Origin of the sequence: Sulfuricurvum kujiense DSM 16994 (assembly GCF_000183725.1) — a bacterium.
Classification (GTDB): domain Bacteria; phylum Campylobacterota; class Campylobacteria; order Campylobacterales; family Sulfurimonadaceae; genus Sulfuricurvum; species Sulfuricurvum kujiense.
Map to the genome: position 1 here is coordinate 2,245,873 of NC_014762.1, position 25,235 is coordinate 2,271,107.

The 25,235-nt window shown below is 47.4% G+C and carries 23 protein-coding genes; 15 read left to right on the forward strand and 8 right to left on the reverse strand.

Annotated elements, in window-relative coordinates; all coding sequences use genetic code 11:
* Position 1: 1 nt before the first annotated feature.
* From SULKU_RS11190 to leuA, 6 genes are all read right to left on the reverse strand, one after another.
* Complete coding sequence (locus SULKU_RS11190; protein ID WP_013461081.1) at positions 2 to 1,108, reverse strand: aminotransferase class I/II-fold pyridoxal phosphate-dependent enzyme; 1,107 nt, start codon at positions 1,106 to 1,108, stop codon at positions 2 to 4.
* Positions 1,105 to 1,857, reverse strand: a complete 753-nt coding sequence (locus SULKU_RS11195; protein WP_013461082.1) for a M48 family metallopeptidase — start codon at positions 1,855 to 1,857, stop codon at positions 1,105 to 1,107. The genes SULKU_RS11190 and SULKU_RS11195 overlap by 4 nt, the downstream gene beginning before the upstream one ends.
* An 11-nt stretch (positions 1,858 to 1,868) precedes the next feature.
* Positions 1,869 to 2,414 carry a septum formation inhibitor Maf gene (maf, locus tag SULKU_RS11200; protein WP_013461083.1) on the reverse strand — a complete coding sequence of 182 codons (546 nt, stop codon included), beginning with the start codon at positions 2,412 to 2,414 and terminating at the stop codon, positions 1,869 to 1,871.
* Positions 2,415 to 2,417: 3 nt separating this feature from the next.
* Positions 2,418 to 2,954 carry a hypothetical protein gene (locus SULKU_RS11205; protein WP_013461084.1) on the reverse strand — a complete coding sequence of 179 codons (537 nt, stop codon included), beginning with the start codon at positions 2,952 to 2,954 and terminating at the stop codon, positions 2,418 to 2,420.
* Positions 2,951 to 5,503, reverse strand: coding sequence for an alanine--tRNA ligase (alaS, locus tag SULKU_RS11210; RefSeq protein ID WP_041666811.1), 2,553 nt, complete (start codon positions 5,501 to 5,503; stop codon positions 2,951 to 2,953). The genes SULKU_RS11205 and alaS overlap by 4 nt, the downstream gene beginning before the upstream one ends.
* A 347-nt stretch (positions 5,504 to 5,850) precedes the next feature.
* Positions 5,851 to 7,518, reverse strand: a complete 1,668-nt coding sequence (leuA, locus tag SULKU_RS11215; protein ID WP_013461086.1) for a 2-isopropylmalate synthase — start codon at positions 7,516 to 7,518, stop codon at positions 5,851 to 5,853.
* A gap of 173 nt (positions 7,519 to 7,691) precedes the next feature.
* Between leuA and SULKU_RS14580 the strand changes: the two genes are divergently transcribed.
* Genes SULKU_RS14580 through SULKU_RS11290 form a run of 15 tightly spaced genes read left to right on the forward strand, consistent with a single transcriptional unit; the run spans position 7,692 to position 22,598 of the window.
* Positions 7,692 to 8,147 (forward strand): type II secretion system protein, encoded by a 456-nt coding sequence (locus SULKU_RS14580; protein ID WP_013461087.1) that lies wholly within the window; start codon positions 7,692 to 7,694, stop codon positions 8,145 to 8,147.
* A 1-nt stretch (position 8,148) separates the two neighbouring features.
* Positions 8,149 to 8,622 carry a prepilin-type N-terminal cleavage/methylation domain-containing protein gene (locus tag SULKU_RS11225; RefSeq protein ID WP_013461088.1) on the forward strand — a complete coding sequence of 158 codons (474 nt, stop codon included), beginning with the start codon at positions 8,149 to 8,151 and terminating at the stop codon, positions 8,620 to 8,622.
* A 1-nt stretch (position 8,623) separates the two neighbouring features.
* Positions 8,624 to 11,617 (forward strand): L-type lectin family protein, encoded by a 2,994-nt coding sequence (locus SULKU_RS11230; RefSeq protein ID WP_013461089.1) that lies wholly within the window; start codon positions 8,624 to 8,626, stop codon positions 11,615 to 11,617.
* Positions 11,614 to 12,264, forward strand: coding sequence for a type II secretion system protein (locus tag SULKU_RS11235; RefSeq protein ID WP_013461090.1), 651 nt, complete (start codon positions 11,614 to 11,616; stop codon positions 12,262 to 12,264). The genes SULKU_RS11230 and SULKU_RS11235 overlap by 4 nt, the downstream gene beginning before the upstream one ends.
* 2 nt (positions 12,265 to 12,266) lie before the next feature.
* The gene (locus tag SULKU_RS11240; protein WP_013461091.1) at positions 12,267 to 13,103 is read left to right on the forward strand and encodes a type II secretion system protein; all 837 of its coding nucleotides are present in this window, start codon (positions 12,267 to 12,269) and stop codon (positions 13,101 to 13,103) included.
* On the forward strand, positions 13,103 to 13,540 hold the full coding sequence (locus SULKU_RS11245; protein ID WP_013461092.1) for a hypothetical protein: 438 nt from the start codon (positions 13,103 to 13,105) through the stop codon (positions 13,538 to 13,540). The genes SULKU_RS11240 and SULKU_RS11245 overlap by 1 nt, the downstream gene beginning before the upstream one ends.
* Positions 13,537 to 13,989: a type II secretion system protein gene (locus tag SULKU_RS11250; protein ID WP_013461093.1), complete on the forward strand. Its 453-nt coding sequence runs from the start codon at positions 13,537 to 13,539 to the stop codon at positions 13,987 to 13,989. The genes SULKU_RS11245 and SULKU_RS11250 overlap by 4 nt, the downstream gene beginning before the upstream one ends.
* 29 nt (positions 13,990 to 14,018) lie before the next feature.
* On the forward strand, positions 14,019 to 15,485 hold the full coding sequence (locus SULKU_RS11255) for a hypothetical protein (protein ID WP_013461094.1): 1,467 nt from the start codon (positions 14,019 to 14,021) through the stop codon (positions 15,483 to 15,485).
* The gene (locus tag SULKU_RS11260) at positions 15,482 to 16,111 is read left to right on the forward strand and encodes a hypothetical protein (RefSeq protein ID WP_013461095.1); all 630 of its coding nucleotides are present in this window, start codon (positions 15,482 to 15,484) and stop codon (positions 16,109 to 16,111) included. The genes SULKU_RS11255 and SULKU_RS11260 overlap by 4 nt, the downstream gene beginning before the upstream one ends.
* A complete protein-coding gene (locus SULKU_RS11265) occupies positions 16,108 to 16,467 on the forward strand; it encodes a hypothetical protein (RefSeq protein WP_013461096.1) in 360 nt (119 codons plus the stop codon). Before SULKU_RS11260 ends, SULKU_RS11265 begins: the two co-directional genes overlap by 4 nt.
* A complete protein-coding gene (locus SULKU_RS11270) occupies positions 16,464 to 17,948 on the forward strand; it encodes a secretin N-terminal domain-containing protein (RefSeq protein ID WP_013461097.1) in 1,485 nt (494 codons plus the stop codon). Before SULKU_RS11265 ends, SULKU_RS11270 begins: the two co-directional genes overlap by 4 nt.
* 1 nt (position 17,949) lies before the next feature.
* A complete protein-coding gene (locus SULKU_RS11275; protein ID WP_013461098.1) occupies positions 17,950 to 18,744 on the forward strand; it encodes an ATP-binding protein in 795 nt (264 codons plus the stop codon).
* Positions 18,737 to 19,681 carry a hypothetical protein gene (locus SULKU_RS11280; protein WP_013461099.1) on the forward strand — a complete coding sequence of 315 codons (945 nt, stop codon included), beginning with the start codon at positions 18,737 to 18,739 and terminating at the stop codon, positions 19,679 to 19,681. Before SULKU_RS11275 ends, SULKU_RS11280 begins: the two co-directional genes overlap by 8 nt.
* 1 nt (position 19,682) lies before the next feature.
* Complete coding sequence (locus tag SULKU_RS11285) at positions 19,683 to 21,359, forward strand: GspE/PulE family protein (RefSeq protein ID WP_013461100.1); 1,677 nt, start codon at positions 19,683 to 19,685, stop codon at positions 21,357 to 21,359.
* Positions 21,360 to 22,598 carry a type II secretion system F family protein gene (locus tag SULKU_RS11290; RefSeq protein WP_013461101.1) on the forward strand — a complete coding sequence of 413 codons (1,239 nt, stop codon included), beginning with the start codon at positions 21,360 to 21,362 and terminating at the stop codon, positions 22,596 to 22,598.
* Between the two features lie 108 nt (positions 22,599 to 22,706).
* Here the strand turns inward: SULKU_RS11290 and murG are convergent, their stop codons facing one another.
* The gene (gene murG, locus SULKU_RS11295) at positions 22,707 to 23,723 is read right to left on the reverse strand and encodes an undecaprenyldiphospho-muramoylpentapeptide beta-N-acetylglucosaminyltransferase (RefSeq protein ID WP_013461103.1); all 1,017 of its coding nucleotides are present in this window, start codon (positions 23,721 to 23,723) and stop codon (positions 22,707 to 22,709) included.
* Positions 23,720 to 25,009, reverse strand: a complete 1,290-nt coding sequence (locus SULKU_RS11300; RefSeq protein ID WP_013461104.1) for an FtsW/RodA/SpoVE family cell cycle protein — start codon at positions 25,007 to 25,009, stop codon at positions 23,720 to 23,722. Before SULKU_RS11300 ends, murG begins: the two co-directional genes overlap by 4 nt.
* Positions 25,010 to 25,235: the final 226 nt, after the last annotated feature.

Sequence of the window (25,235 nt, forward strand, 5' to 3'; positions counted from 1 at the left end):
GCTATTTTACCCAAATCTGCGTTAATCGCTCACACGCTTTCGCCAAAACTATCTCATCGATATCGAGTCTGGCGATCAGCCTTATTATCGCTTTTTTCACCGTCGGCTGCCGAATGGCTCCGACGTGAAATCCCATCTCTTTTTTAAGCTGTTCCTGCAGCCGCATCACTTCGCGGTTATCTCCGATTTCAATCGGAACGATCAACCCCTTATACCTTAACCCCAGTATCTCATAGACGATGTTTTGGCGTGCGGCGATTTGTCCGCGCAGCACATCTGAATGTGCTTGGATATACTCCAATGCACGGTGTGCCAGAGCCGTATCATACAGTGAAGGGGCTGTCGCGTATATAACGTTTTTGGCTCGGTTTAGAAGATACTCGCTGATATGACGCGATGAGAGGATATAAGCTCCGAAACTTCCGTACGCTTTCCCCAACGTCCCCATTTTAATCATCAGCGGAGTCGGTACGATCTCGTAGTAATCGAGTATCCCCATCAGGTGCTCTCCGATGACGCCGCTGCTGTGGGCTTCATCCAATATCAAAATAGCTTCGTATTCTATCGCCAAATCGATGATCTCACGGGGAACCAAATCGCCCCCCATCGAGTATATCCCCTCTACCGCAACGATCACCCGTTTCCCCCGAGCACGTTCCAACTCTGTATTCAATGCCGACACGTCATTGTGCGGGAAGAATATTACCTCCCCCTCACACATCCGTGCTCCCGCAACGCCGCTGGCATGATACTCCTCATCCATCAGAAGCACATCCCCCTTGCGCACAAGGGCTTCGATAAGACCGATATTCGCGTTAAAGCCGCTCCCCATGACGATTCCCGCTTCAAAGCCGTTTGCCTCGCACAGTGCCTTTTCAAACGCCGCATGGATCGGATGGTAGCCGTTCACCAGCATCGAGGCTTTCGGGGAGTGATCACGGTAAAGCGAGAGGGTTTCACACGCTTTTAGGTGAAGTTCTTTGTTATGGGCAAGCCCCAGATAATCGTTCGATGCGGCATCAATCAATGCGTCATCACGGATGTGGCGTTCACGGTAGCGGCCGGAGCGTTTCAGCGCTTTAAGTTCGTTTTCGTAGGGGTTCATCATCGCTGTGCAGGCAATAGAGGAATATAGTCGCGTATCGCCTTGATCCGTTCGCTATCCGCAGGGTGGGTTGATAAAAATGCGGGCGCTTTTTGCCCTTTGGAGGAGAGTTTTTCCATATTTTCCCAAAATTTAAGCGCCTGTGCAGGATTGTATCCCGCTTTCCACATCAGATAGACACCGATTTGATCCGCCTCATTTTCGAATTTTCGGCTGTAGGGGAGGATAAGCCCCACTTGAGACGTAACGCCGTACGCCTGCGCATAGAGATCTCGGTACTCGGGAGGGACGTTTAAAGCCGCCGCCAACACTTGCGCCCCGATATTGCTCGCACTTTGCATCGACATCCGCTCGGCACCGTGGCGTGCGAGGGCATGGGCAATCTCATGCCCCATCACCGTCGCTATCTGATCATCATTTTCGGTAATTTTTAAAATACCCGTGTAAAAAAAGACTTTTCCCCCCGGCAGACAAAACGCGTTTGGGGTATCGTCTTGGATAACGTTAAATTCCCATACATAATCGCTTCTGCCGCTCACCGCGGCAATCCGTTCGCCGATTCTCTTGATTCGAGCCTGCAAAGCCTTATCGCCGCTCAGTTTGGAGGACTGTACTACTTTTTGCGCTTCGGTCGCCCCCAATGCCATCTCCTGCTCGGAGGAGATCATGATAAACTGCGTCCGATTCGTCAACGGTGCCGTCGCACATCCGCCAAGCAACAATCCGATCAAAACAAATCTGGCTAATTTCATCGGCATCTCCTTTATAGAAACGGCTTCAGTATTTCGGTACAAAGCCCCATAGCCGTACTCTCGAATCCGCGTACTTCACGGATATAGGGTTTGCAGAATCCCTCCACCATGCACGCACCCGCTTTGCCCCGCCACTCACCGCTTCGGAGATAACTTTCGACGGACTCAGGGTCAAAAACATCGAAAAAATAGTGGGTGGATGAGATATCGATCAGCTCCAACCTCGGAGTTTTATAGATCATACAGGTAATAATAGCGACTTCGGAGCCGCTTTGCATCTCTAAAATAGCCCTTGCGTCCGCTTCGTCTTTCGCTTTGCGCAGAATCTTCCCCTGTGCCGTGACGACGGTATCGGCGACAAGAAGCGGATAATCTGCACATCCGAACTTTTCCAAGTTGACTCTGTATTTTCCGAGTGTTGCTTGATAAACGAAATTTTTGGGAGAAGTTGCGATAATGGAGTCTTCGTCGAAATCGACGGACTCTTGAAGAAAAGGGATACCCGCCGATTTGAGAAGTTCAGCGCGGGTGATCGAAGAAGACGCTAAGCGTATCATGGTTTAATACGCGTTTCGGAGTACCACACCGATAAAGATGGCAGTCACACCCAATACAATGTTCACGGGAACCATATATTTGGCGATGATAGCCAGCATATTTTTTGCTTCGTCCAGATTCCCCATCTCCAAAGCTCTTTCCGCCCGTTTACGTCGGAACATCATCGCACCGAGATTGATCGTCATCACGAGCCAAATCGCCTCTTTGATATGGACGGTATTATAGATGCTCATCGCATATTCATCGATGACGTTGCCCGATGCATCCATCGCGGCGGCACGGAATCCGAGACCTACCGCCATCAATACCGCTGTAACAATAAGGATAATAACAAACGGCGTTACGATGGCAAAAAGACGTTTGAGGGTGTGCGAAGCACGCTCCAAACGGAGCTTCGGATCAGTGATAAGCTGCATCGATTGGTGAGCCGCAAAACGGATTGATATCATACCACCGACCCAGACAACGGCACTCAATACGTGCAAAAAAACGATTAATGTTCTATGGTGAGTAAACGTCTCGATCAAAAATTCTTTCATTTTGAAAGTTCCTTTGTCACATACGCCAATGCCGCATCTTTGGCTTCACCGAGTTTGGAAGCGTCTTTCCCGCCCGCTTGGGCAAAATCCGGGCGTCCCCCGCCGCCGCCGCCGAGGATCGGAGCGATTGTTTTGATCCAGTCACCCGCTTTGAGAGGCGTGTTTTTAGCACCTGCCGCGAGAAGCACTTTGTCATCTTTGATTTGGAAAAGGAGTACCGCGACCGAATCGTGCTGATTTTTAAGCTCATCGATACGCTCTTTGATATCCCCCGCACCGAGCTCGGCAACCACTACCGCCGTTGAGCCGATCATCGTAACGGCAAGCTCTTCTTTCGCCGAAGATGCCAATGCGCTCATCTCGTGTTTTAACGTTTTAACCTGCTCTTTTAGACGCTCGATACCCGCCAAAACATCGCGGTTTTTGACCGATGCTTCGACCTCTTCGAGAAGATGACGCTGTTGTTTAAAGAGGTTGTAGGCCGCATTTCCGCATACCGCTTCGATACGGCGCACACCTGCACTCACACCGCTCTCTTTGACGATGACGAATGTTCCGATGGTTGCGGTATTATCGACGTGGACACCGCCGCAAAACTCGATTGATGCAGTTCCGAAATTGACGACGCGTACCGTATCGCCGTATTTTTCTCCAAACTGTGCTTTCGCACCGCTTTTTTTCGCATCGTCGATGCTCATCTCGCGCGTCATACCCTCTAATGCATGGAAAACATGATAATTGACACGCTCTTCGACGAGAGCGATCTCTTCATGGCTCATCGCCTTAGGATGCGAGAAGTCGAAGCGGAGGCGGTTATGTTCGACCAATGATCCCGCTTGAGAGATATGTTCTCCCAACACCTCATACAACGCGGCATGAAGCAAATGGGTTGCCGAGTGGTGTTTTGCGATTTCATTGCGTTCCGGATCGACGAGCGCGTTTACCGTATCACCGACACTGAGAGTTGCTTTAGTTTCAATATGGGAGAGGTTCAATCCGTGAAATTTTTTCGTGTCCAGTACGGTTGCTTTATCATCCAACGTTCCGGTATCACCGCATTGTCCGCCGCTTTCGGCATAGAACGGGGTCTCTTCGAGAAGGACCCAACCTTTTTGATGCGCATGAAGCTGATCGACCCGTTCGAAATTCTCCCCTAAAAGGGCTTGGATTTTAACCGGTGCTTTGGTATAGGCATAACCGATAAACGTGTTGACGCCGAAGGTTTCGAGGAGGGTTTTAAAATCCCCCTCGACGTGCGCGTCACCTGATCCTTTCCATGCCGCTTTTGCCCGTTTGCGCTGTTCAGACATCAACGTCTCAAACGTCTCTACATCGAGGGAAAGATTTTTCTCTCTCAGCATATCTTCGGTCAGATCAAGCGGGAATCCGAACGTATCGTAGAGTTTGAATGCTACTTCGCCGCTGAACGTCCCTTTGGTATTTTTGAGCTCTTCGTTAAAGAGTTCGATTCCCGATGCGATCGTTTTAAAGAAACGTTCCTCTTCGAGCATGATTTGTTCTTTCAGGACGGCAAGTTTTTCGACAATATACGGGTATTGTTTCCCCATAAGCTCTGCTACGGTATCCGCCACTTCAAACATAAACGGTTTCGTAAATCCGAGCAAATACCCATGACGAACCGCACGGCGTAGGATACGGCGCAAGACGTATCCGCGCCCTTCATTCGAGAAGTTTGTCCCCTGCGCAAGTAAAAACGTAACGGTACGGATATGATCGGCGATAACACGGTACGAGGCGCCCGTAGCGTAGACGTACGGCTTTCCGATAAGGGCTTCTACTTTTTTAATGATCGGCATAAACAGGGTGCTGTCATAGTTGCTGGTGACCCCTTCGAGCACCGCGGTAGCACGCTCTAAACCCATCCCCGTATCGATGGAAGGTTTCGGAAGAGGTTTGAGTTCACCTTTGGCATTACGCTCGTACTGCATGAAAACGAGGTTCCAGATTTCCAAGAATCGATCCCCGTCTCCTCCCATGTAGTCTTCCGGTCCGTTAAAATGTTCCGCACCCTGATCGATGAAGATTTCCGAACACGGTCCGCACGGTCCGGTATCTCCCATCTGCCAGAAGTTGTCTTTATCCCCAAGACGCATGATGCGATCCGCCGCGATATGCTTTTTCCAAATTTCTTCGGCTTCGTCATCGCTCTCATGGACGGTAACCCACAACTTCTCTTTCGGAAGTTTCATCACTTCGGTAACGAATTCCCATGCATGGGCGATTGCTTCTTCTTTGAAGTAATCACCGAAACTGAAGTTTCCGAGCATCTCGAAAAACGTATGGTGACGCGCCGTATGACCGACGTTCTCTAAGTCATTATGTTTACCGCCGGCGCGGATACATGTTTGCGCACTCGTAGCGCGCGGGTTGGCAGGGATAGGGATATCGCCCGTAAAAATCGACTTGAACGGAACCATACCGGCATTGGTAAAAAGGAGGGTAGCATCATCGGGAACAAGTGGGGAACTTGGAACCCGTTCGTGTTGTTTTGATTCAAAAAAGGCCAAAAAGGCTTCGCGGACATCCATCATTGGTTACTCACAGTATTGATAAAATTGCGCGATTATAGCGAAAGATGGCTTTCTTTTCTTTTTCACAAGAAAAGAAACAAAAGAAAATCGCCTTGCGACAAATCGCTGGCGGTCGCTTCACACTACTGCGAGCGACCTTGCTCTAGGTAGTGTTGCAAGGCAGAAAATTATTTGATGAAATGATTTTCGCAAAATGCGAAATCTACAGATAGACAATCTCCGCGATCCAATTCCTAGAGCCGCGTGCGATGCAGAAGTGCAAGGAGTCACGCGAGCGCTTTTGGATCGCGGTATGATCTTTTGGTACTTTTCTGGCTAAACAGAAAAGTACATTAGTATCGTTATTACGAAAACGCTCTATTAAGAGCGCTGAACATCGCTTTGATCGATGCGACGGTGATATCGTTATCGCATCCGACACCGAAGAATTTTTCCAAACTCTCCGTTTGAATCTCGATGTAGGCGACCGCTTCGGCACTAGAAAGCTCTCCGCGTGAGTGCTCGCTGTACGAAAGGATTTTAAAGTTATGCGAATACTCCACCATCAATGCATTTTTACACGCATCGATCGGACCGTTCCCCACCCCTTCGCTTCGGATCGCTTTGCCGTTGTGGGTGTATTCCAACACACATTTGGCCGAGTGCTCTTTCGCACTCTCCGAAATTACCGAGTAATCGACGAACTCGATGTCATGCGGCTCACCGAAATAGGTCTTCTCGAAAATATCCAAAATCTCTTCACTGGTGAGTTCTCGACCTGCTTCGTCGGTCACCTGCTGAACAATGCGCCCGATTTCAGGATGCATTTTCTTCGGCAATGAATAGCCGAATTTATCTTCGAGGACATAGGCAACGCCCCCTTTGCCTGACTGGGAGTTGATACGGATGATCCCCTCGTAGTTGCGCCCCACGTCCTGCGGATCGATCGGCAAATACGGAACTTCCCAAAACGGGTCCTCTTTGGAACGCTGATACGCCAACCCTTTGTTGATCGCGTCTTGGTGCGATCCCGAAAACGCCGTATAAACAAGCTCTCCGACGTACGGATGACGCTCATGGGTTTTCATGTCGGTACACTCTTCGACGACGCGAACGACCGTCTCCAAATCACTGAAGTCCAACTCCGGATCGACTCCTTGGGTATACATGTTCAGCGCCAACGTGATGATATCGACGTTTCCGGTACGCTCGCCGTTGCTGAGCAACGTCCCCTCGACACGATCAGCACCCGCCAACAACGCCAACTCCGTCGCGGCAACGGAGGTTCCGCGGTCGTTATGGGTATGGGTCGAGATCAATACGTGCTCGCGGTTGGTGAGATGGCGGCTCATCCACTCGATCTGATCGGCATAGACGTTCGGCGTCGCCATCTCGACCGTTGCGGGAAGATTAATCACCACTTTGCGCTCCGCGCTGATTCCCCATCGATCGGTCACGGCGTTACAGATACGGGCCGCAAATTCAAGCTCCGTCCCCGTAAAACTCTCGGGGGAGTATTCGAGCATGATCTCGCCGTCGTGCTTGGCCGCGCGCTCTTTCACCATATCGACCCCCTCTAACGCCAATGCGATGATCTCGTCCTGCTCTTTTCCGAAAACGATCTTGCGCTGCGCCACCGACGTGGAGTTGTACAAATGGACAATCGCTTTTTTGACCCCTGCCAAAGCTTCGAACGTTTTGTCGATCAAGTGTTCGCGCGCTTGGACAAGCACCTGTACCGTCACATCATCGGGGATTAACTTTTGCTCGACCAAGGTGCGCAAAAAGTCAAACTCTACCTTTGACGCGGAAGGGAAGCCCACTTCGATGTTTTTGAATCCGAGTTTCAGCAAGAGTGAGAAGAGAGAAAGTTTTTGATCCAAATTCATCGGGGTGATCAACGCCTGGTTTCCGTCGCGAAGATCGACACTGCACCAGATAGGGGCGTGTGTGATGGTTTTGGTAGGCCAAATACGATTCGGCAAATCAACTTGAGGATAAGGGCGGTATTTGCCCGCGGATGCGTGTTTCATTTGAGCTTCCTTTGAAAATTCTCTTCTCATTTACCCTTGCTGGGTGTAAATGAATAGCGTGATTATAGCGCAAAGCACGGTGAGGTCATCAAATATTAAGCATAATTTGACGATAATGTTTCATTAGCATCCTAAAAAACAGGATGTATTTTAGCTCAGGAGTTATCATTCATATGAAACGTCGTGCATTTACACTTATCGAACTTATCATGGTCATCGTCATTATCGGAGTATTAGCGGCTGTTGCTATTCCGAAATACAAGAATTTACAGCAAAATGCTGAAGTCAAGGCCCTCATTAAAACCACAATGGATACCGTATCAAGTGCGGCTAATGCGGCTGTCAATCAAGTCGGATTGGAAAACAACACGACTTATACATTGGAAGACCTTGTTAAAGTCTCCGGAAAAGGGTGGACCTACAATGCTGCGGATGCAAACGGTACCTATACTTATGTAACAACAAAAGGAATCGTTTCAACCATCAGACTTAATTCAGATACCAGAAGCATAACCTATATGATTGAGTGTAGCAATTTCGTCGATGCTGTCAGCCAAGAAAAATGTTTGAGCGATTTGAATGTTACATCAAAAGCAGGTGCAGATTTTAACGAGACAACTACGTATTAAAATGAAATTGCGAGAAGGCTTTACCCTCATAGAGCTTATTCTCGTGATCGTTATTATCGGAATTCTCTCGACCGTGGCGATTCCAAAATTTTCCAACCTCATCGATAACTCCAAAATCGCTTCCGAACTCTCAACCGCCGCTTCCGTACAAAGTGCCGTCGATGCGACACACGGAGAATGGATCACCAACAACTGCCCCTTTATTTGGGGAAATGAACAAAATTCTACTCTGCTGAATGCTGAAGGATACCCTGATGCGGCCGACATGGGCGATACCGCCAACCCATTTAAAAATCTTCTCAAAAACAGTGACAATGGAGATTGGTCGAGAAACGACAGCTTTAACCCTCCCCGCTACTATGGTCCCGCCACTAACGGCGGAACCAAAGATCGTAATTTAGCGCATAAACCGGAGGGAAACGATTATTGGGAATACAACGCAACCGTAGGGACGTTTAAGCTGATCGAGCCGTAACATGGACGCGACTATCTCTCGTTACAACCGATTCTTTTCTTTTATCGTTCTGGCCGTTTCTTTCATTTTTTCAACCCCCTCAGCCTATGCCGACAGAACCATTACGGCGGCTACGCTCAACGGAACTTCCGATGTCACGGTAACCCCTTCCTCTTCTATTACGGCAAGGGTATATGTGACTACCAACGGTACCGGTACCAACAACGACTGGGGATCGACGCAATGGCGTATCGGCAACGGAAGCTATACCTGTGTCAATCACCCCAATCATACCAGCTCAGGCAGCTATGCCGAAACGTTTACGATTACCGCCCCCTCAGTCTACGGGACCTACAATGCCGATTTTATCGCCTACCGCAATGATAACTGCAGCCAAGGGGCCAGCAGTGTTTATACTTTACGAAACGGCGTATCCGTATCCCCTCCGTTAAGCACCTGCGGTACCGAGGACTTTACCGAATACAATGCCACCGTTCCCCTCAGTGCAAACTGGAATATCATTTCCTCCACCAACTATACCCCCAATGTCCAAAACGGAAGACTGATCCTCAGCGATACGACACTGGCGATCTCAAGCGCTATTACCCTCAGAGGGGCATTACCCGCCAATAATAATTACCTCGAAATTACCTTTCAGCCCTATGCATACGGCGGCGATGGTGCCGATGGGATGACAATCACCCTCTCTGATTCCACCGTTACCCCTGCTTCCGGAGCTTTTGGAGGTTCTTTGGGGTACGCGCAAAAAAGCAACCCCGGAAGCGACTGCACAATTCCGGGAGGATGCCCCGGGTTTGCGGGGGGATGGCTCGGATTCGGGCTGGATGAATACGGGAATTTCTCCAATCCTACCGAGGGGAGAATAGGCGGACCCGGATTCAGGCCCGATTCGATCAGTATTCGCGGAAACAGCAGTGCCGGATACCCTTACATCAGCGGAACCGCAACATTGACTCCGGGAATCGATGACATAAGCGGTACTCCGGCTAATCCGCGACCCGGATATTACTATCGTCTCTTAATCGATACCCGAAACAATGCTACCCTCGTAAGCGTTGAACGCGATACGGGAAGCGGCTATGTTTCGATCATCCCCTGGATCAATGCGACACAAGTTGCCGCAGCACCTGAAAACTACCTTCTCAGTCTCACGGCATCTACAGGGGCAAACAGCAATTATCATGTAGCTGACAATTTTACCCTCAAAGCATTGTCCTGCGGAACCGTACAAATCATCCCCCCATCAATACGGGGAAATTTTGATGCTTGGGACCCGTTCCGCTCCATCAGTGATCGTTACATCTCTACCAAAATCGTCGGAAAACCCTTTAACGTAACTATCGCCTCTTTGGATGCCAGCCGTAGTATTTTCCAAGATTATAACGGTACCGTTTGCACACGGATCGTCAATCTTGCCGATCAAAATCTAACCGGGTGGAATAAACTTCTTTTTAACAATACGACAAGCGAATTGACAACGTTTACCCTCAATCGTGCCGTTGGTGCCGATGACAGCGCCGTAGTCGACATCCACTGGAAAAACAATGTGAATACGGCCTGTCCCATCACGCTTGAAACCGATACTTCCCGTTCCAGCGACCGTTTTTCCGTACGACCCGCTTCTTTCGCACTCACTTCGCCCAATGCCGTTGCAGGGAGTGATTTTAATATCACCTTTACCGCCCCGAATTTTTCCGCACACTCCTCATTCGATTACAATGAAAGTGTCGGAAACAGTTTCGATATCACCTATGCCGAACATAATATCAGCTGTCCAATCGGGGCATTCAGCCCTGTTTTAAACAGCGGATGGACATTTTCCGACGGAACCAAAATCCGCACTACCCGCTACAGTGAGGCGGGAATTGTGGATATCAATATTTCCGATGCGGCTAAAGCCTGTACCTCACGTTATACCCGTGTTGATTGCAGCGATACCAATGTGTATGACGGCACTACGTTTACGGCGAATCTTTTGCCCATCGGATCGGCACATGCACAAATTACCGTTATCCCGCATCATTTTGACCTCAATGCGACACTCCTCAATTCGGGAGGGGGGGCTTTCACCTATCTTTCCCGTGATTTAAACATGTCCTCACAACTCAATCTTGTTGTCACCGCAAAAAATGCAGAAGGGAACACAACCCGCAATTACGATAAAGGGTGTTATGCTAAACATACGACACTGACGTTACTCCACTCGACAGTTCCTGATCCTTTGAGTAAAATTTTGTATCATGAGAATCTCAGCGGCACGGACGGCAATACCACTAAAACCGATCCGATCGCCCTTTCGTTTGACAAAACCGTTTTCACTCATGGCGCAACCCCTTTGAATGTTTTAATCAATTTTGACCGAAACCGCGCGCGCGCACTCAACCCTTTTGATTTCAATATAAGCAATGCCGCACTGAGTGACAGCGACGGTGTCAGCGGGACAACAGCCCCTTTAGGATCGGCCAGCTATCTCTACGGCCGTGCGCGCGCTTATGATATCCGAACCGACCAGACTTTAGTCCCAAATCCGATTGAGCTTGAAGTCTACAGCACCGTCCCCTCCGGCTATGTAGAGGGGATGCCTCAAAACGTTCTCAAATGGTATCGCAATCTCAACCATAGTTCGGCGACAGAAGGTTCTATCCTCGGTGGAGACGACTTTGCAACGACTACCAAGACGGGGGCCTCGTCCACTATTAGCATCAACCGCAGCGCTTCTCCTCAAAACGGTCTGCATCCGATCACAATATCCAATCCAGACGCCCTAACCCATGCAATCATCCATTTGGAAGTTCCCTCATGGTTATGGTACTCTACTACCGCCGATTATGATTTCGGTCTCAATACGAAATGCAGCCAGCACCCCTGTTTTGATTATCAGTTTTTCGGTACTGCGCACATTCCGGGTGTGTCGAGCGGAACGTTTCAAGGGTCTGATTTTCAGATACCCCCTGCACAAAAAATCATCCAAAAAGGGGTCAAAGTATTCCGATGAAACGCGCCTTAACGTTGATCGAACTGATTCTCTCTATTGTCATTATCGGTATCGTTTTCACCGTTATTCCGCGGCTGGTCAGTGCCATGAACCAAACATCCAAAACGGCGATCGAAGAAGAAGCCATGTATAACGCCATGACTCTGATGGGGGCAATCATCAACCTTCCGTGGGATGAAAACAATACTGAACACAATCAAATTTTGAACGTCGCACAAGGCAATCTTGCCTATGAATGCAATACCTCCAGCGGATACCGTATCGGCGGTTTTATCGGCGGACGAAACTGCATTCAACCGATCGGAATTGACTACAACGCCTCCTCTTTGGGACCGGAGGGGAGCGATATGAACGATATCGACGACTACACGCTTCCTATCGACGCAGACAGCAATTGTTCCCGAAATGCCGGAAAAATGCTCTATACGCTCACTCCGTCGGTTACTTATGTAGTCGACCCTTCACCGAGCGGAACAATGGTGCTTTATGATCTCAACACCAGCAATCAGGCATCCAGTAATACCAAACATGTAACGGTCAAAGTCGGCTATCATATCGACAACAAGCACAGCGGATGCATCAGCGTACTTGAATATCACGCTTTTAATATCGGTCAAATCCACATCAATTCACGTCCCTGGAACTGAGAATGCGCCGCGGATATACCCTCATCGAAATTATCATTACCGTCACCATTATGGGGATACTTTCCATCGGTATGTTTAAAGCGATGCAGGCACTCACCCTGCGTTCCGAAAAAGCAAAAGCGCTCAGTACTCTTTCCATCGATTCTCAAAGCGCATTGGACCAAATCAGCGTCCTGCTTTATAACCGTATACCGATGTCGGTTGTCGGCTTTGATGCCAATGAAACGCCCCCCTATCAGCTACTGGAAAATGTATCGGGAAAAACGGTTCTTCAGTGGTACGGAGCGGCAAGCGAAAGCTATGAAGCGGGCGAATACAGTAGCTTTATCGATATGAACCGTTCTGATTTTGCTACAAAAACACTCTATACCCCTGAAACCAATCTCTCCTCCGTACTGAGGACTGAGCGGATAAAATGGAACGATCCGACATTCGACCTCTCAAAAATGGTATTGGTTTTCCCGGGGAATACCCTGAACGGATATGGGATAACCGACAGCCCCGCCAACGCTATCACCCTTACCGGAACACCCCCCGACACCATTTATGAAAAATACAGCCTTGCCGATTCGGCCTATGCGCTCACCCGAAAAGAGCATGTGTCCTCATGCTTTCCTAATCCTGCATTTGACGGCAATACCCTCTTGCTGTTTTACAATTATCGCCCATGGAAAGGGGAAGGTTTTTGCGATGGAAACGTAACGGTTCTTGCAACCGGCGTCAACTCTTTCCGTGCTCAAATGCTCAACGGTACGATCCGTCTGGCTATCGACATGAACCGCTCCATCCGCGGCAGCTCTACACCCGTTCATCTTTCCAAACAAAAGGTGGTGTTCTAATGCGGCTTGCGTTCGGCCTGCCTCAGGTACTGATGGTCCTCCTTTTTCTCGGGGGGATCGTCACGGTGACGATGAAATATGCCGGCATCAATGTAGCGCATTATGCCGACAGTTATTCCCGTGAATCGGCGGAGCTGTTTATGCAGAGTGCGACAGAAGCGGCACTGTTTCGCATCAGTGCGTATGATCGGCATACAGGGGGATGCATGGGGGAACTTAATATCACCTCATCGGACAACAGGTTTCATGCCGACGTCATTATCGAACGCTATTATCTTGCCGACGGAACAACCTGCAACAATGTTCCCACAACGGCGATCCAATATGAACCATCCAACGGAATGGTCAGTATGAAAGTCATAGTCACCTCCAATAATAGCAACACTAAAATTCTTCATCCCATCCGCTTAGAACGAAGGAGCCTGCAGCACCCATGAAAAAAGCTTTTTCTATGCTGGAACTTATTTTTGTCATTGTTCTCATGGGGGTGCTCAGCAGTATCGGGTTTTACATGTATCGGCCCAATACCGCTTTACTGGATGCCCAATATGCCCTTCTCAAACTCAAAGAGGCCCGCTACCGTGCCATCGGGTATAGCGCTCTTGATCCATCCGGATGCGTTACCCTTACCAAAGCCTCTTTGGAAGAAGATACAACGACAATAAGACATGATTTAAAATCGGCCATAACCCATACCGCACATAACGATACGATTTGTTTCGATGCTCTCGGACGTCCTCATGATATGGGGTTTTCAATCGATTTGAGCACACTCGCGCATTCGCCGATCGATATCGTATTCACCGAATTTTCGGACAATCAGAAAAGCTCCACTATCCGCCTCTTTCCGCAGAGCGGATATGCTATAATAGTTGATAAGAATTAATCACTAATTTGTACAAGCAAAGCGGACTAATGCCTCAAGAAAAAATTCTTTACATAGAGCACGATCGTACTCTGACCTATAATAACGGTACATTCGTTCAAAGCAGTGTGTCTGACGTCAAAGAGCTCTTTGCAGGTGCTGTTGTCCCGCTTGCGCTGTTAACTATTTATACCCTCAAGCTTCCGAACCACTTAAGCGAGGAAGAACAAAAGATTCACGTTGAAATCCAGATGTTCGAAGAGGGAAAGCTCAATAACAACGAAGAGTATGTGATCGATTATATCCGCCACGATCTCTTTAGCGAAAACAGCTATTTGTTTGAAGTTTTTGCCCTCTCCCATGCAAAAGCCGCCGATTATTTTTCGGCAGCTCTGTCACAATCAAAGGTCATCGATCTCATTACCCCGGGATTTATGGTCTATGAATCGCTCTATGATACCGATTCTCTTCCGAAACAAAACGATCTTTTTATCTATCTCGGAGAAGATGAATCGTACGCCGCAATCTACCAAGACGGAACGTATATCGCACATCGGAGCAGTGAGAGTTTGACGACTCTGGCGGTCGAAACAGGGATGGATCTCGGCACATTCATATGCAACCTTGCAGAACTCGGAGTCATTGAAGAGCGTTATCCCCCGGATGAGTACGGGAAATGCTCCCTTATACAAGATCGTTTTTCCCACAATGTAGAGCGTTTAGTTCATACTATCAACCATAAGCGGGGGCTGTTCGGACTCACCGATATCACTCACATCTATCTCGATTTTCAGGGAAATACCATTCCGGGACTCGAGACTATTTTTGACGCATACGATATTCACAACGTAGAGGTCATCCCCCTTTCACGGCCCAATAATCCGCCGAAAGAACTCCATAACCTCCTTTGCGCAGAATATCTTTCACGACATACCGGCAAAAAAAAGCTGAATCTCTCTCCTTTCGGTCGAAAAGATGTATGGTACAAACGCGAAAGCGGAAAATTTTTAGCTCTCACGGCGGCATCACTGTTTATCGCACTGTGTATACCGCTTGCCCTCTCATGGGCGTTGGCCGACAAAGTTGCAGACAAAGAAAAACTGGCCGGCAAACTTGTACAAACGGAACAAGAGACCGCACAGCTTGCCCGTACCCTGAACGAACAAAACAAGCACTTTACCCAGTATCAAAACGAGATACATACCCTCAACGAAGAGATAGTATTAATCCAAGGTACCCAAGAGACATCCGATCTTATTACCCAAATGCATCTCAAACGCCGACAAATGCTGAGTGACGTCACTTATGAACTCGGGCGCTACCGCTTAGGGACGTTGCAAATAGAACAAAACGGCTCCAAAGAGATGTCCGTTCAGGTCATTGCGGAGTACCAAAAGCGCAACGATATCGCCAAATTGATGAGCGCGTTATACGCACGAGGCTATCAAAACGTGGAAACACGCGAAATTGCTCTGGATAATAATATGTACAATGCCGTTGTAAAGGTGACGCGATGAGCAGTTTTGACAATCGTCTGAGTGCGCTGGATGAGCAATTAGAGGCCTATGAACCGTTCAAACGGTGGGCTATCTACCTTGGAATAAGCATCGGTATCATCGTTATCAGCTGGGTATCGTTTGCCTCGGATATGCTCCATGAACTCAAAACGGTTCAGGAAGAGACACGGGCGCTGGAGAGTAAAATCAAACAAAATTCGCCCGAAGCGTATCAGAACAAAATTTCCGGCCTGAACCGGTTGCTGAACGACAAAGAGCTCTCCCTTATCGATTTAAAAAATAAGAAAGAACTTCTTTTGCTTCAAATGTCCCAATCGAAAGGATTGGTATTTGACAATCGTCAATACGCCGACACCCTCGATCTTCTTCTAAAGCGTTCGGTTGAGCTTGGGTTAAACATCGAATCCATGCACTCCGAAAATACCGATGAGGTCTTTTACGGGAGAATAAAGAAATTCAAAACACTCATTATCACCGGAAGCGGGAAATTTCGATCTATTGCCGCTTTTCTCTCGTTCATAGAGGAGCAGAAAACACTGGTCAAAATTGAGAAAATACAAATCCGCTCCGATGAAAAAAATCCCTCGTTCGAAGCGACGGTTTTGTATTTGGGAGCGGCACTGTGAACTATTTTTTGCCTCTTTTTACGGTTGCATTGATCGCGGTGAAAGGTATCGGAGGCGAAATGTATGACCCCTTTGCCCAAACGGAAAGCATGAAAAAAAAGCACTCCTCTTCACCCCTGCTCATGCCTCCTCCCCTTGTTTTACCGGCCAAAATAGCGGTTCCTACCGTAGTTACGGCGGTTATGAACGATAAAGCATTCATTAATAACCGATGGTATCACGTAAACGATTCACTCAACGGCCAGGTCATCGTCTCTATTCAACCCCGCTTTGTCTCGCTCAAAGAAGGAAACCGCCTCATCATTCTCGGTGTAGGTAACCAACGTCGCATACTGGGCATAAAGGAAACGCAATGAAATATATCCTCTTAATTTTTTTACTCTTGGCAGGGATTCTTCAAGCCGACAACTGCACCGCAAAACGTTTTAGTCTGAACGCGTATCAAAATCACGGATCGTCGCTCACCTTGATGGATCTTTTAAGCGATGTCGCCCAAACATGTAATATCAGCGTCGTTTTTGAAGACAGCCGCACCCGTGAGCGGCTGGCACAGCCCTTAGACATGGTTAACCTAAACGATTATTCCCTCCCTGAACTTTTTTCCTTTATTTTCGACGAACACAACCTCTTTTACGATTACAATCCCAAAACATCGGTCCTAAAAGTCTCCTATTACAATACCGTCAATCTTAACGTCGACTACATCAATATGGACGAGCTGACAACCCAATCGGTCAAATCGATCAACGTAGGGGTCAGCTCAAGCGTCAATAACTCGACAAATTCCGGGACTACTACCGTCGGTACAAACTCCGGTACGAATAGTTCCGGTTCCAATAACGACTCCACTACGGTTACGGCAACATCCTCTTTCACGTTCTGGAATCAGTTGCAAGAGCATATTCAGCAAATTCTGAAAATTGATGAAGAGTACAGTGAAACGTACAATAAAACATTAATTAATCGTGACGCCACCATCGTCACTGTTTCAGGGACAAAACGACAGATTACGAACGTCGAACAATATCTTGCGGCACTTAAAAAACGGATGCACCAGCAGGTGATGATCGAAGCGCACCTCATCGAGCTCACCTATAACGACTACAGTTCAATCGGCGTCAACTGGAGCAATTTTTCTCTGGCACTCAACGGGAGCTACACCAACAGTTACAATAACATCGGAACGGCACACCCCGTTTACTCTTTCGGCATCGATTTCAACCCTACAGGGCTGATCGATTTTCTTAAACAATACGGCGATGTCGAAGTCCTCTCCAATCCGAAAGTATTAACGCTCAGCAATCAGCCCGCCATTATCAACGTCGGCAAACAGCTCAGCTATTTGTATCAAAACGGCAGTATCATCGGTACCACGTCGACGCCTACGACCGTCACCAATACGCTCGGATCGGTTTTTGTCGGACTTACCTTGAATATCATTCCCGAAGTGAGTGAAGACGGCTATATCATCATGCGGATCAATCCAGTATCCAGCGAATTGCTGAGTGATTCCGAGCTCAGCAGCTCTTCTTCGCAAACGTCCCAGACGCAGACAGACCGTGTTATGCCCCCCGATACCCGCGTCAAACAAATGAGCTCCATCGTCAAAGTCAAAGACTCTCAAAAAGTGCTTATCGGCGGATTGATTGAAAAGAAAAACTATAAAAATCAAACCAAAGTTCCACTATTGGGGGATATCCCCCTTTTTGGAAAATTGTTTCACAATAGCACCGATACGATTCGCAAAAGCGAACTTTTCATTCTCATTACCCCTATTCTTGTCAAACAGGATATTTTTCCGTCTATTGACGACGCACTTGTAAAACGGACAAATTAATATGTCTAAATGGCTTGAAGCAGCAGATCGGTTTGAAGAGCGGCAAGAGAGCAATGACTATTTTGAAATGCAAAGTGCCCTTGAAGCGATCGCAAAAATTGAGAATCTGCTGCAGAGCAGTTTTCGTCAGCTACTCTTTCTGACCGGAGAACCCGGCAGCGGCAAAACATTTCTTCTGAAACTTCTTTGTACCCGATGGTCCAATCAGCGTCATATCATCTTTCTGGAAACGCCGTTTATGACCCCTGCCAATCTGCTCCATCAGCTTATTCGACAAAAAGGATCGGTCCCGGAAACGCAGGAGATCGAACAGCTTCGTCTTCAGGCAACCGAACTCTACAAAGGGACGGACCATCTGATACTCATCGACGAAGCACAATTGCTCAGTACCGAAATGAGAGAGTTCATCCGTATGCTGAGCGATACGAAAGTGTTTTGGTTTCTTCTGGCGATGCATCGGAGCGAGGGGGAGGCCATCTTGCGTTCCCCCCACTTTAAAAGCCGTCCGCACCGCATCATCGAGCTTTTTGAGCTTACCCCCGTTGAATGCAAGAATTATCTTCATCGGGAACTGATGAAAATCGATTATTCGGAAATCATGGATGAATTCACCCCGAAACTGATCGCCGAAGCACACCGCATCAGCGGCGGAAATTTTCGAAATTTCAAAAAGCTTTTATATCATTTTTTTCATTTGCTCCATTACACGCACATCCACAAAAAAACCAAATATCTCCGCCCGTCATCGTGTACCGTCACGATGGCAGGCATGAGTGCGGAGCTTATCAATGATTGATAATTTTGATCAGTTGGTAGAACGGTGCAATGCCAAACGGCGGAAATATATGATCCGTATTTCATTATGGATTTCAGGGGCCGTCCTCATAGCAGTCGCCATAACGGCAATGCTGATGCAGTGGCAATCCGAGCCGAATCTTTCGAAGGCATCCGAACCGTCTCCTATGATTTGTACCGAAAAAACGAAATCAGAAGACTCAAATGCACGACAAACTTTATCCTTGCCGCCTCAGGATTTCTCTAAAAACAGAGCTTTCGTCGTGCAGCTCACCTCCAGTAAGTCGTTTAATGACGTCAATGCGACACGCTATCGTCTTCCCGAAAGATACCGTTCAAGCCTGGCTATTTACTATATCAACGGATTTTATACGCTCCGCTACATCGATATCTACGACCGTGAATCGATCCCGCAGATTGTCGCCTATTTCCACGCGGCAGGGTTCCCCTCAGCCACCGTATACGAATACAACCCCGATCGTATCGCAATCTCATCGGCGCTCAAGCCCTCTAGTGCTTCAGCCAAAACCAAACCTGTATCGGCCCACGTACAGGATGTCCCCGTGACGATTACACTTCCTCCATTGCCAGCCCAATCGGCGGTTGCTAAAACCATACCCGCGAACAGGCTCCTAAACGTCCAATCTTCGATTAAAAATACAACTCAGGATTTTATCAACCAATACAACACGAATCCAAAATACGAAACCGCCCTTGCCGTAGCCCGCAGTTTTTACACCAAAGAGAATTTTGTCAATGCGGCATTTTGGGCCAAAAAAGCCAATCAAATCAACCGAGAAGGGGAAGAAGCATGGCTTTTGTATGCCAAATCGACGTATGCACAAGGGCATACCGCTGATGCGATAGCGATTTTGGAACTCTATCTTAATTACAAAGATTCCAAAGCGGCGACAGAATTGATCAAAACATGGAGATAACATGATACGACAACAAATACATCTCGGAGATTTGTTGATACAAAAAGGGTTAATCAGCGAAAAACAGCTCTTTCATGCCCTCGATAAACAAAAAGAATCCGGATTTTCAAAGAAATTGGGGGAAATTCTTGTCGAGGAAGGGTATATTTCCCAAAAAGAGATGGCCATCGTTCTCTCAAAGCAGCTTAATATCGAATTTATCGATTTATACGGCCAAAAAATCGATTTTCGATCGTTGGAACGCTTTTCGTTTCCGCTGCTGCTTCGCGCCAACGCTATCCCGTTCAAAGAAGACGACGATTATATCTATATCGCAACATCCGACCCTCTAAACTACGATGATCTGGAACTTCTCGAACGCAATGTCGCGACCAAACCGATCAAAATATTTCTGGCATTCAGTTCCGATATCAAACATATTTTTCAGCGCCTCGAGATTATCAAAAAAACCGATACCATCGCTCTGGAAATCAAACATGAAATCCATAACGAGTCGACAAAAGGGAACGATTCCGAATCCAGCGCGGTCATGCAGCTGATCTTTCTCATTATCAAAGACGGTATTCTGCGACGCGCCAGCGACCTTCACATCGAACCCGATGCCCAAAACATGTCGGTACGAACACGTGTAGACGGGATACTTCAGGAAACCTTCGTCTTTGATCTGGATATCTATACGGCGCTCATTTCGCGGATAAAACTGCTGGGGAATCTCGATATATCCGAACGCCGCAAAGCGCAGGACGGAAGGTTCAGCCTCCAAATCGGAAACAGCCGATACGATTTTCGTCTCTCCAGCACCCCGACGCTGTTTGGCGAATCGATCGTTATGCGTATTCTTGACCAGCAAAAAATTCTCATGAATCTGCATGAACTCGGGTTTGAAAACAAGAATTTGGAACTTTTTAATGAAATCATCCATTCCCCGTTCGGTATTGTCCTGATTACGGGACCTACCGGAAGCGGAAAAACGACAACGCTTTATGCGGCCCTAAACGAAATCAAAAGTATTGAAAATAAAGTGTTGACCATTGAAGATCCGATTGAATATCAGCTCCCTCTCGTACAGCAGGTTCAGGTCAACGACCGGATCGGATTCGGCTTCAATGAAGCGCTCAAATCTTTTCTCCGTCAAGATCCTGACATTATTCTCATCGGAGAAATCCGGGATTTCGAAACGCTTAATTCTGCGGCTCAGGCATCACTTACGGGGCACCTTGTCTTTTCGACGCTGCATACCAATGATGCCCCGAGTGCTGTCGGACGGATGGTTCAAATGGGACTGCAACCCTATCTTATAGCCGATTCACTGGTCGGTATCGTTGCCCAAAGACTTGTCAGAAAAATATGTCCCGAGTGTAAAACGGAAATAAAACCCCATAAAAATCTCTTAAAAAGGGTGGAAAATCTGATCAGCGGCGACGCAACGTTTTATACGGGAAAAGGGTGCCCGAAATGTTCCTTCACGGGATACAGCGGACGTACCCTCATCTCTGAAATTTTGGTTCTGAACGAAGAAATTTCCATCATGGTATCCAACGGAGCATCCAAATACGACCTGGCACACTATGCCCAGGAACATACCGGATATGAACCGATGATCATTGACGGGCTCAATAAAGTACTGCAGGGTATCACATCCCTCGATGAAGTGCTGCGGATTACCAAGGAAAGATGAGTGAAATTTTTTAGAATTCGCTACAAAATCGGGAAAAAAAAGTTTTCTACGGCTATCGAAGCGATCAATAAAATTGAAGCCCTGAAAAAATTCCGGGATCAAAAGCTGGGTGTCCCCCAAAGTATTCACGAAATATCCGAACCGCTTACTTTTAAATATGAGCGGTATAAAAATTACTTCACCGATCCGATTAAAAACAACCGGGTAAAAGATGAGCCTTATATCGCTTTTCTCGATCAGCTCTCTGTCATGCTCGATGCCGGCATGCCGATTAACATCTGCTTGGCCGACACGGTGGACAATACCGAAGACCCTATGCTGCATGCCATATTTTCCGAAGTTTTGAGTAATATAGAAAGCGGTCAAAGCCTAAGTTTCGCACTCTCAAAATACCAAACACAGCTGGGAAAACTTACCCTTTCGATGTTTGAGTTAGGCGAACAGACGGGAACCCTGAATATCGCCATCGCAAAACTCTCCACTATTTTTCAACAAATACACAATAATCGTCAAATGCTCAAAAAAGCAACACGCTACCCCCTTTTTATTATCATTGCGATGTCGATAGCGTTTATCATCGTCATTACGTTCATTGTCCCCCAATTTCAAACTTTTTTTGAACAATCAGGACTCGAACTCCCTTTTCCGACGAAAATTCTTTTGTGGACCGAACATGCAATCCGTATCTACGGCCCCTATATTCTAGGTTTAGCAGTCATTTTGTCCGGTCTATTTAATTATGCCTATTCCAAAATCCCTTCTCTTCGGCTCAAAACCGACCGATACCTGCTGAAAGTCTATATAATAGGAAAAGTGACCCATTATGCCATGATCGGACGTTTCATCTATCTTTTTGATGTTTTGAGTGAAGCCGGAATCCCTATGAATATCTCCCTAGAGATTGCCCTGGGTGTAGTCGAAAACAGCTATATGAAGCAAGAACTTGAAAAAATAGCCGCGGCGATCGAAGACGGACGCTCTCTCGCACAAGGTTTCAGCGAAACCGGACTATTTGAGGGGATGGTAATCCAAATGGTCAAAGCCGGCGAGAGCAGCGGATCATTAGGGAAAATGTTGGAGAAAATCAATCAGGTATATGCCAACCGATATTCGTATATCGTCGATAATATTTCCGTCATGATTGAACCTGTACTGATCACGGCTATTGCGGGATTCGTGTTGATTTTAGCCTTAGGAATTTTTTTGCCGATGTGGTCTATGGTAGAATTGGCGGGATAGAAGATGGAAATTGAAAGCGGAACCGTTGTTATCGCACTGATAAGTACCCTTCTCATTGCATTGAGCTTTTGGGTTATTCATAAAATAACCCACCTGTAATTACTCGGATCAGATATCTTTTTCAATCTTTTCGATGATATGCGCCGCACCGTTGGATGCGATCAATTTTCCTAACGCTTCGCTTTTCGCCCTGATATCGCTTTGAATCGCTTCTTGAAGTTTGAGGATTATTCCCTCGCTTTGGCGTTCGCACCATCCGGCATTATGATCGATAATGTAACGGGCATTGTGGTATTGATGATCGGCTGCCGCATACGGAAACGGGATAAAAAATGCGGGGATTTTTGCCGCACACAGTTCCCACAACGTACTTGCACCCGAACGGCTCACCGCAAAATCACTCCGTTCACACAGCTCGGCGATCTGCGTCGTAAAGCCGTACACTTCAGCCTCAATCCCGAACTCATGATACGCCGCGCGTACCCGATCTTCCTCTTTTAATCCGCACTGATGGATAATGTGTATCCCTTTATCATGAAGCCAAGGGGCGATTTCAAGCGCCAAATCGTTGATAAATTTAGCCCCCTGCGATCCCCCTAAGAAAATGACGGTTTTAACCTCGCTTCGGATGCGGGCATTCTCGAAATAACGAGGATTGACGGGGTAATCGCAATGATTGTCCCCCTCTTCGTAAGAGCTGAAAAACGCTCTTGCGTACGGGCGGAGGAGCCGATTCAACTTTCCCGTCACCGCGTTTTGTTCATGGATATACAAAGGGGTCCCCGAGACCACCGCCGCCATTGACGCCGGTGCGGCTGAAAACCCTCCGACGCTTACCACAGCATCGGCATGAAAAGAGCGGATCAGCGAACGTGATTTTAGAAGGGCTTTAAACACTTTCCAAAGCGCTGCGAGCTTTCCGAACCCCGATTTATTAACGACACCCGTCGTCTCCAAAAAATGAACTTCGTCAAATAGAGTACTATTGGCAAACCATTGACGGTCCTGCCCCGACGTTGAACCGATAAACATCACAGTATGACCGCGTGAGCGTGCCGTCTCCGCCAAGGAGAGGGCAATAACCAAATGTCCTCCGGTACCGCCGCCGGTAAATATAAGATTCATCTTTGACTCTCCTCCAATGACGTATGGCTGTGATTTGATCTTGTCATCTCTGCGCTTTCATGATAAGGAACAGAGCCTTGCGCAGTGTAATGTCCCTGTTTAGGGACATGTTTTTTAGGATCGATTTTATGATGAATTTTTTTGGAGACCATCAAAACCATACCGATCCCGACGGATGACGCCATCATCGCCGAACCTCCGTAACTCAAAAACGGAACGGATATCCCTTTAATCGGCGTCAATCCGCTGATTCCGTATGCATTGATGATAAAGGCAAAGGTGATCAGCAAACCTACTCCCAAGCTAAAAAGATAGGCCGTATCGTTATGGGAACGGTTGGCTATTTTAAAAAGGCGCTGAAGCAGCAGTATAAAAATCACCGTCACGATAAAAACACCGAGAAAACCGAACTCTTCGGCAATCCCCGCTAGGACAAAGTCGGTATGCACTTCACTCAAAAACCCCAGTTTAAAGGTTCCGCCCCCCAATCCCGTACCGAAAAGACCGCCGTTATGGATCGCATTAAGCGAATGGCCGATCTGATACGCCTCTTCGGCATTATCAATCCGCAAATGTCTGGCAATCGATTCGGGGAAAAAAGCAAGAATAGTATTTTGAGCCGATGCCCACCACGATAAAATACGGTTAATCCGGTGTTCAGAGGTGACGATCAGAAAAATAAACGATGCCAAAGCACCCAAAATAAGTGTCATAAAAAAGCGAAAACTGCTCCCGGCAAAAAAGAGCATAAAAGCCAACGTCAGAGCCAAAACGATAACCTGCCCCAAATCGTTTTGCAAAAATGCAATCAAAAACATGACCAGTAGAAAGATAGCCGCATATGGGGCTACCCGTTTAAACTCTTCCATAATTCCCATGTTCGCATGGTGACCGAGTTTACGCGAAAAACTCCACGCCAAAAAGTAAACAAATCCGACTTTAAAAAACTCTACCGGAGCCAGCGAGAAACCGAAGAGTCTGATCCACCGTTTGGCCCCTCCTACTTCGCTCACCAAAGATGCGGGAAGAAACGGCATGACCAGCATCAAAACAACCCCTCCGAAAAATAAAGAGAGCCCTAATCGGTGGAGCCAAACGTCGGGATCGAGCTGGGCAAGCATCCACATGATGAGAATAGAAATCATCGCAACGATCAGTTCACGCATGACGAAATGGAAGCTGTTGTATTCAAATAACACGACGGTATAGGCCGTCAGTGTGTATGAACAAATGACCCCTATCGTAATCAGTGCGGTTGTCAAAAGAAATAATTTTTTATCCGGCATACTACTTACTTAATGTTAAAACGCTATTGCAAAACTTTTTCCGCAACAGCTAAAACCGGCCGCAATGATACAGGCACCATACCTGAAAGCCGGCGAACGACAGACAAACCGTTGTCTCTTGCGAGACAGAAAATTTAAATTCTTACTGTATAATTCTTAGAAGTATATCGTTCTTTCCAAAAGAGTTCGATAAAAGCAAATTGGTATATTTTTTGCTTTAGTGTTT

Bases quoted from the DNA above. Each gene is read 5' to 3' on its own strand.
- SULKU_RS11190 (WP_013461081.1), bottom strand. From the start codon at position 1,108: ATGATGAACCCCTACGAAAACGAACTTAAAGCGCTGAAACGCTCCGGC.
- SULKU_RS11195 (WP_013461082.1), bottom strand. From the start codon at position 1,857: ATGAAATTAGCCAGATTTGTTTTGATCGGATTGTTGCTTGGCGGATGT.
- maf (WP_013461083.1), bottom strand. From the start codon at position 2,414: ATGATACGCTTAGCGTCTTCTTCGATCACCCGCGCTGAACTTCTCAAA.
- SULKU_RS11205 (WP_013461084.1), bottom strand. From the start codon at position 2,954: ATGAAAGAATTTTTGATCGAGACGTTTACTCACCATAGAACATTAATC.
- alaS (WP_041666811.1), bottom strand. From the start codon at position 5,503: ATGGATGTCCGCGAAGCCTTTTTGGCCTTTTTTGAATCAAAACAACAC.
- leuA (WP_013461086.1), bottom strand. From the start codon at position 7,518: ATGAAACACGCATCCGCGGGCAAATACCGCCCTTATCCTCAAGTTGAT.
- SULKU_RS14580 (WP_013461087.1), top strand. From the start codon at position 7,692: ATGAAACGTCGTGCATTTACACTTATCGAACTTATCATGGTCATCGTC.
- SULKU_RS11225 (WP_013461088.1), top strand. From the start codon at position 8,149: ATGAAATTGCGAGAAGGCTTTACCCTCATAGAGCTTATTCTCGTGATC.
- SULKU_RS11230 (WP_013461089.1), top strand. From the start codon at position 8,624: ATGGACGCGACTATCTCTCGTTACAACCGATTCTTTTCTTTTATCGTT.
- SULKU_RS11235 (WP_013461090.1), top strand. From the start codon at position 11,614: ATGAAACGCGCCTTAACGTTGATCGAACTGATTCTCTCTATTGTCATT.
- SULKU_RS11240 (WP_013461091.1), top strand. From the start codon at position 12,267: ATGCGCCGCGGATATACCCTCATCGAAATTATCATTACCGTCACCATT.
- SULKU_RS11245 (WP_013461092.1), top strand. From the start codon at position 13,103: ATGCGGCTTGCGTTCGGCCTGCCTCAGGTACTGATGGTCCTCCTTTTT.
- SULKU_RS11250 (WP_013461093.1), top strand. From the start codon at position 13,537: ATGAAAAAAGCTTTTTCTATGCTGGAACTTATTTTTGTCATTGTTCTC.
- SULKU_RS11255 (WP_013461094.1), top strand. From the start codon at position 14,019: ATGCCTCAAGAAAAAATTCTTTACATAGAGCACGATCGTACTCTGACC.
- SULKU_RS11260 (WP_013461095.1), top strand. From the start codon at position 15,482: ATGAGCAGTTTTGACAATCGTCTGAGTGCGCTGGATGAGCAATTAGAG.
- SULKU_RS11270 (WP_013461097.1), top strand. From the start codon at position 16,464: ATGAAATATATCCTCTTAATTTTTTTACTCTTGGCAGGGATTCTTCAA.
- SULKU_RS11275 (WP_013461098.1), top strand. From the start codon at position 17,950: ATGTCTAAATGGCTTGAAGCAGCAGATCGGTTTGAAGAGCGGCAAGAG.
- SULKU_RS11280 (WP_013461099.1), top strand. From the start codon at position 18,737: ATGATTGATAATTTTGATCAGTTGGTAGAACGGTGCAATGCCAAACGG.
- SULKU_RS11285 (WP_013461100.1), top strand. From the start codon at position 19,683: ATGATACGACAACAAATACATCTCGGAGATTTGTTGATACAAAAAGGG.
- murG (WP_013461103.1), bottom strand. From the start codon at position 23,723: ATGAATCTTATATTTACCGGCGGCGGTACCGGAGGACATTTGGTTATT.
- SULKU_RS11300 (WP_013461104.1), bottom strand. From the start codon at position 25,009: ATGCCGGATAAAAAATTATTTCTTTTGACAACCGCACTGATTACGATA.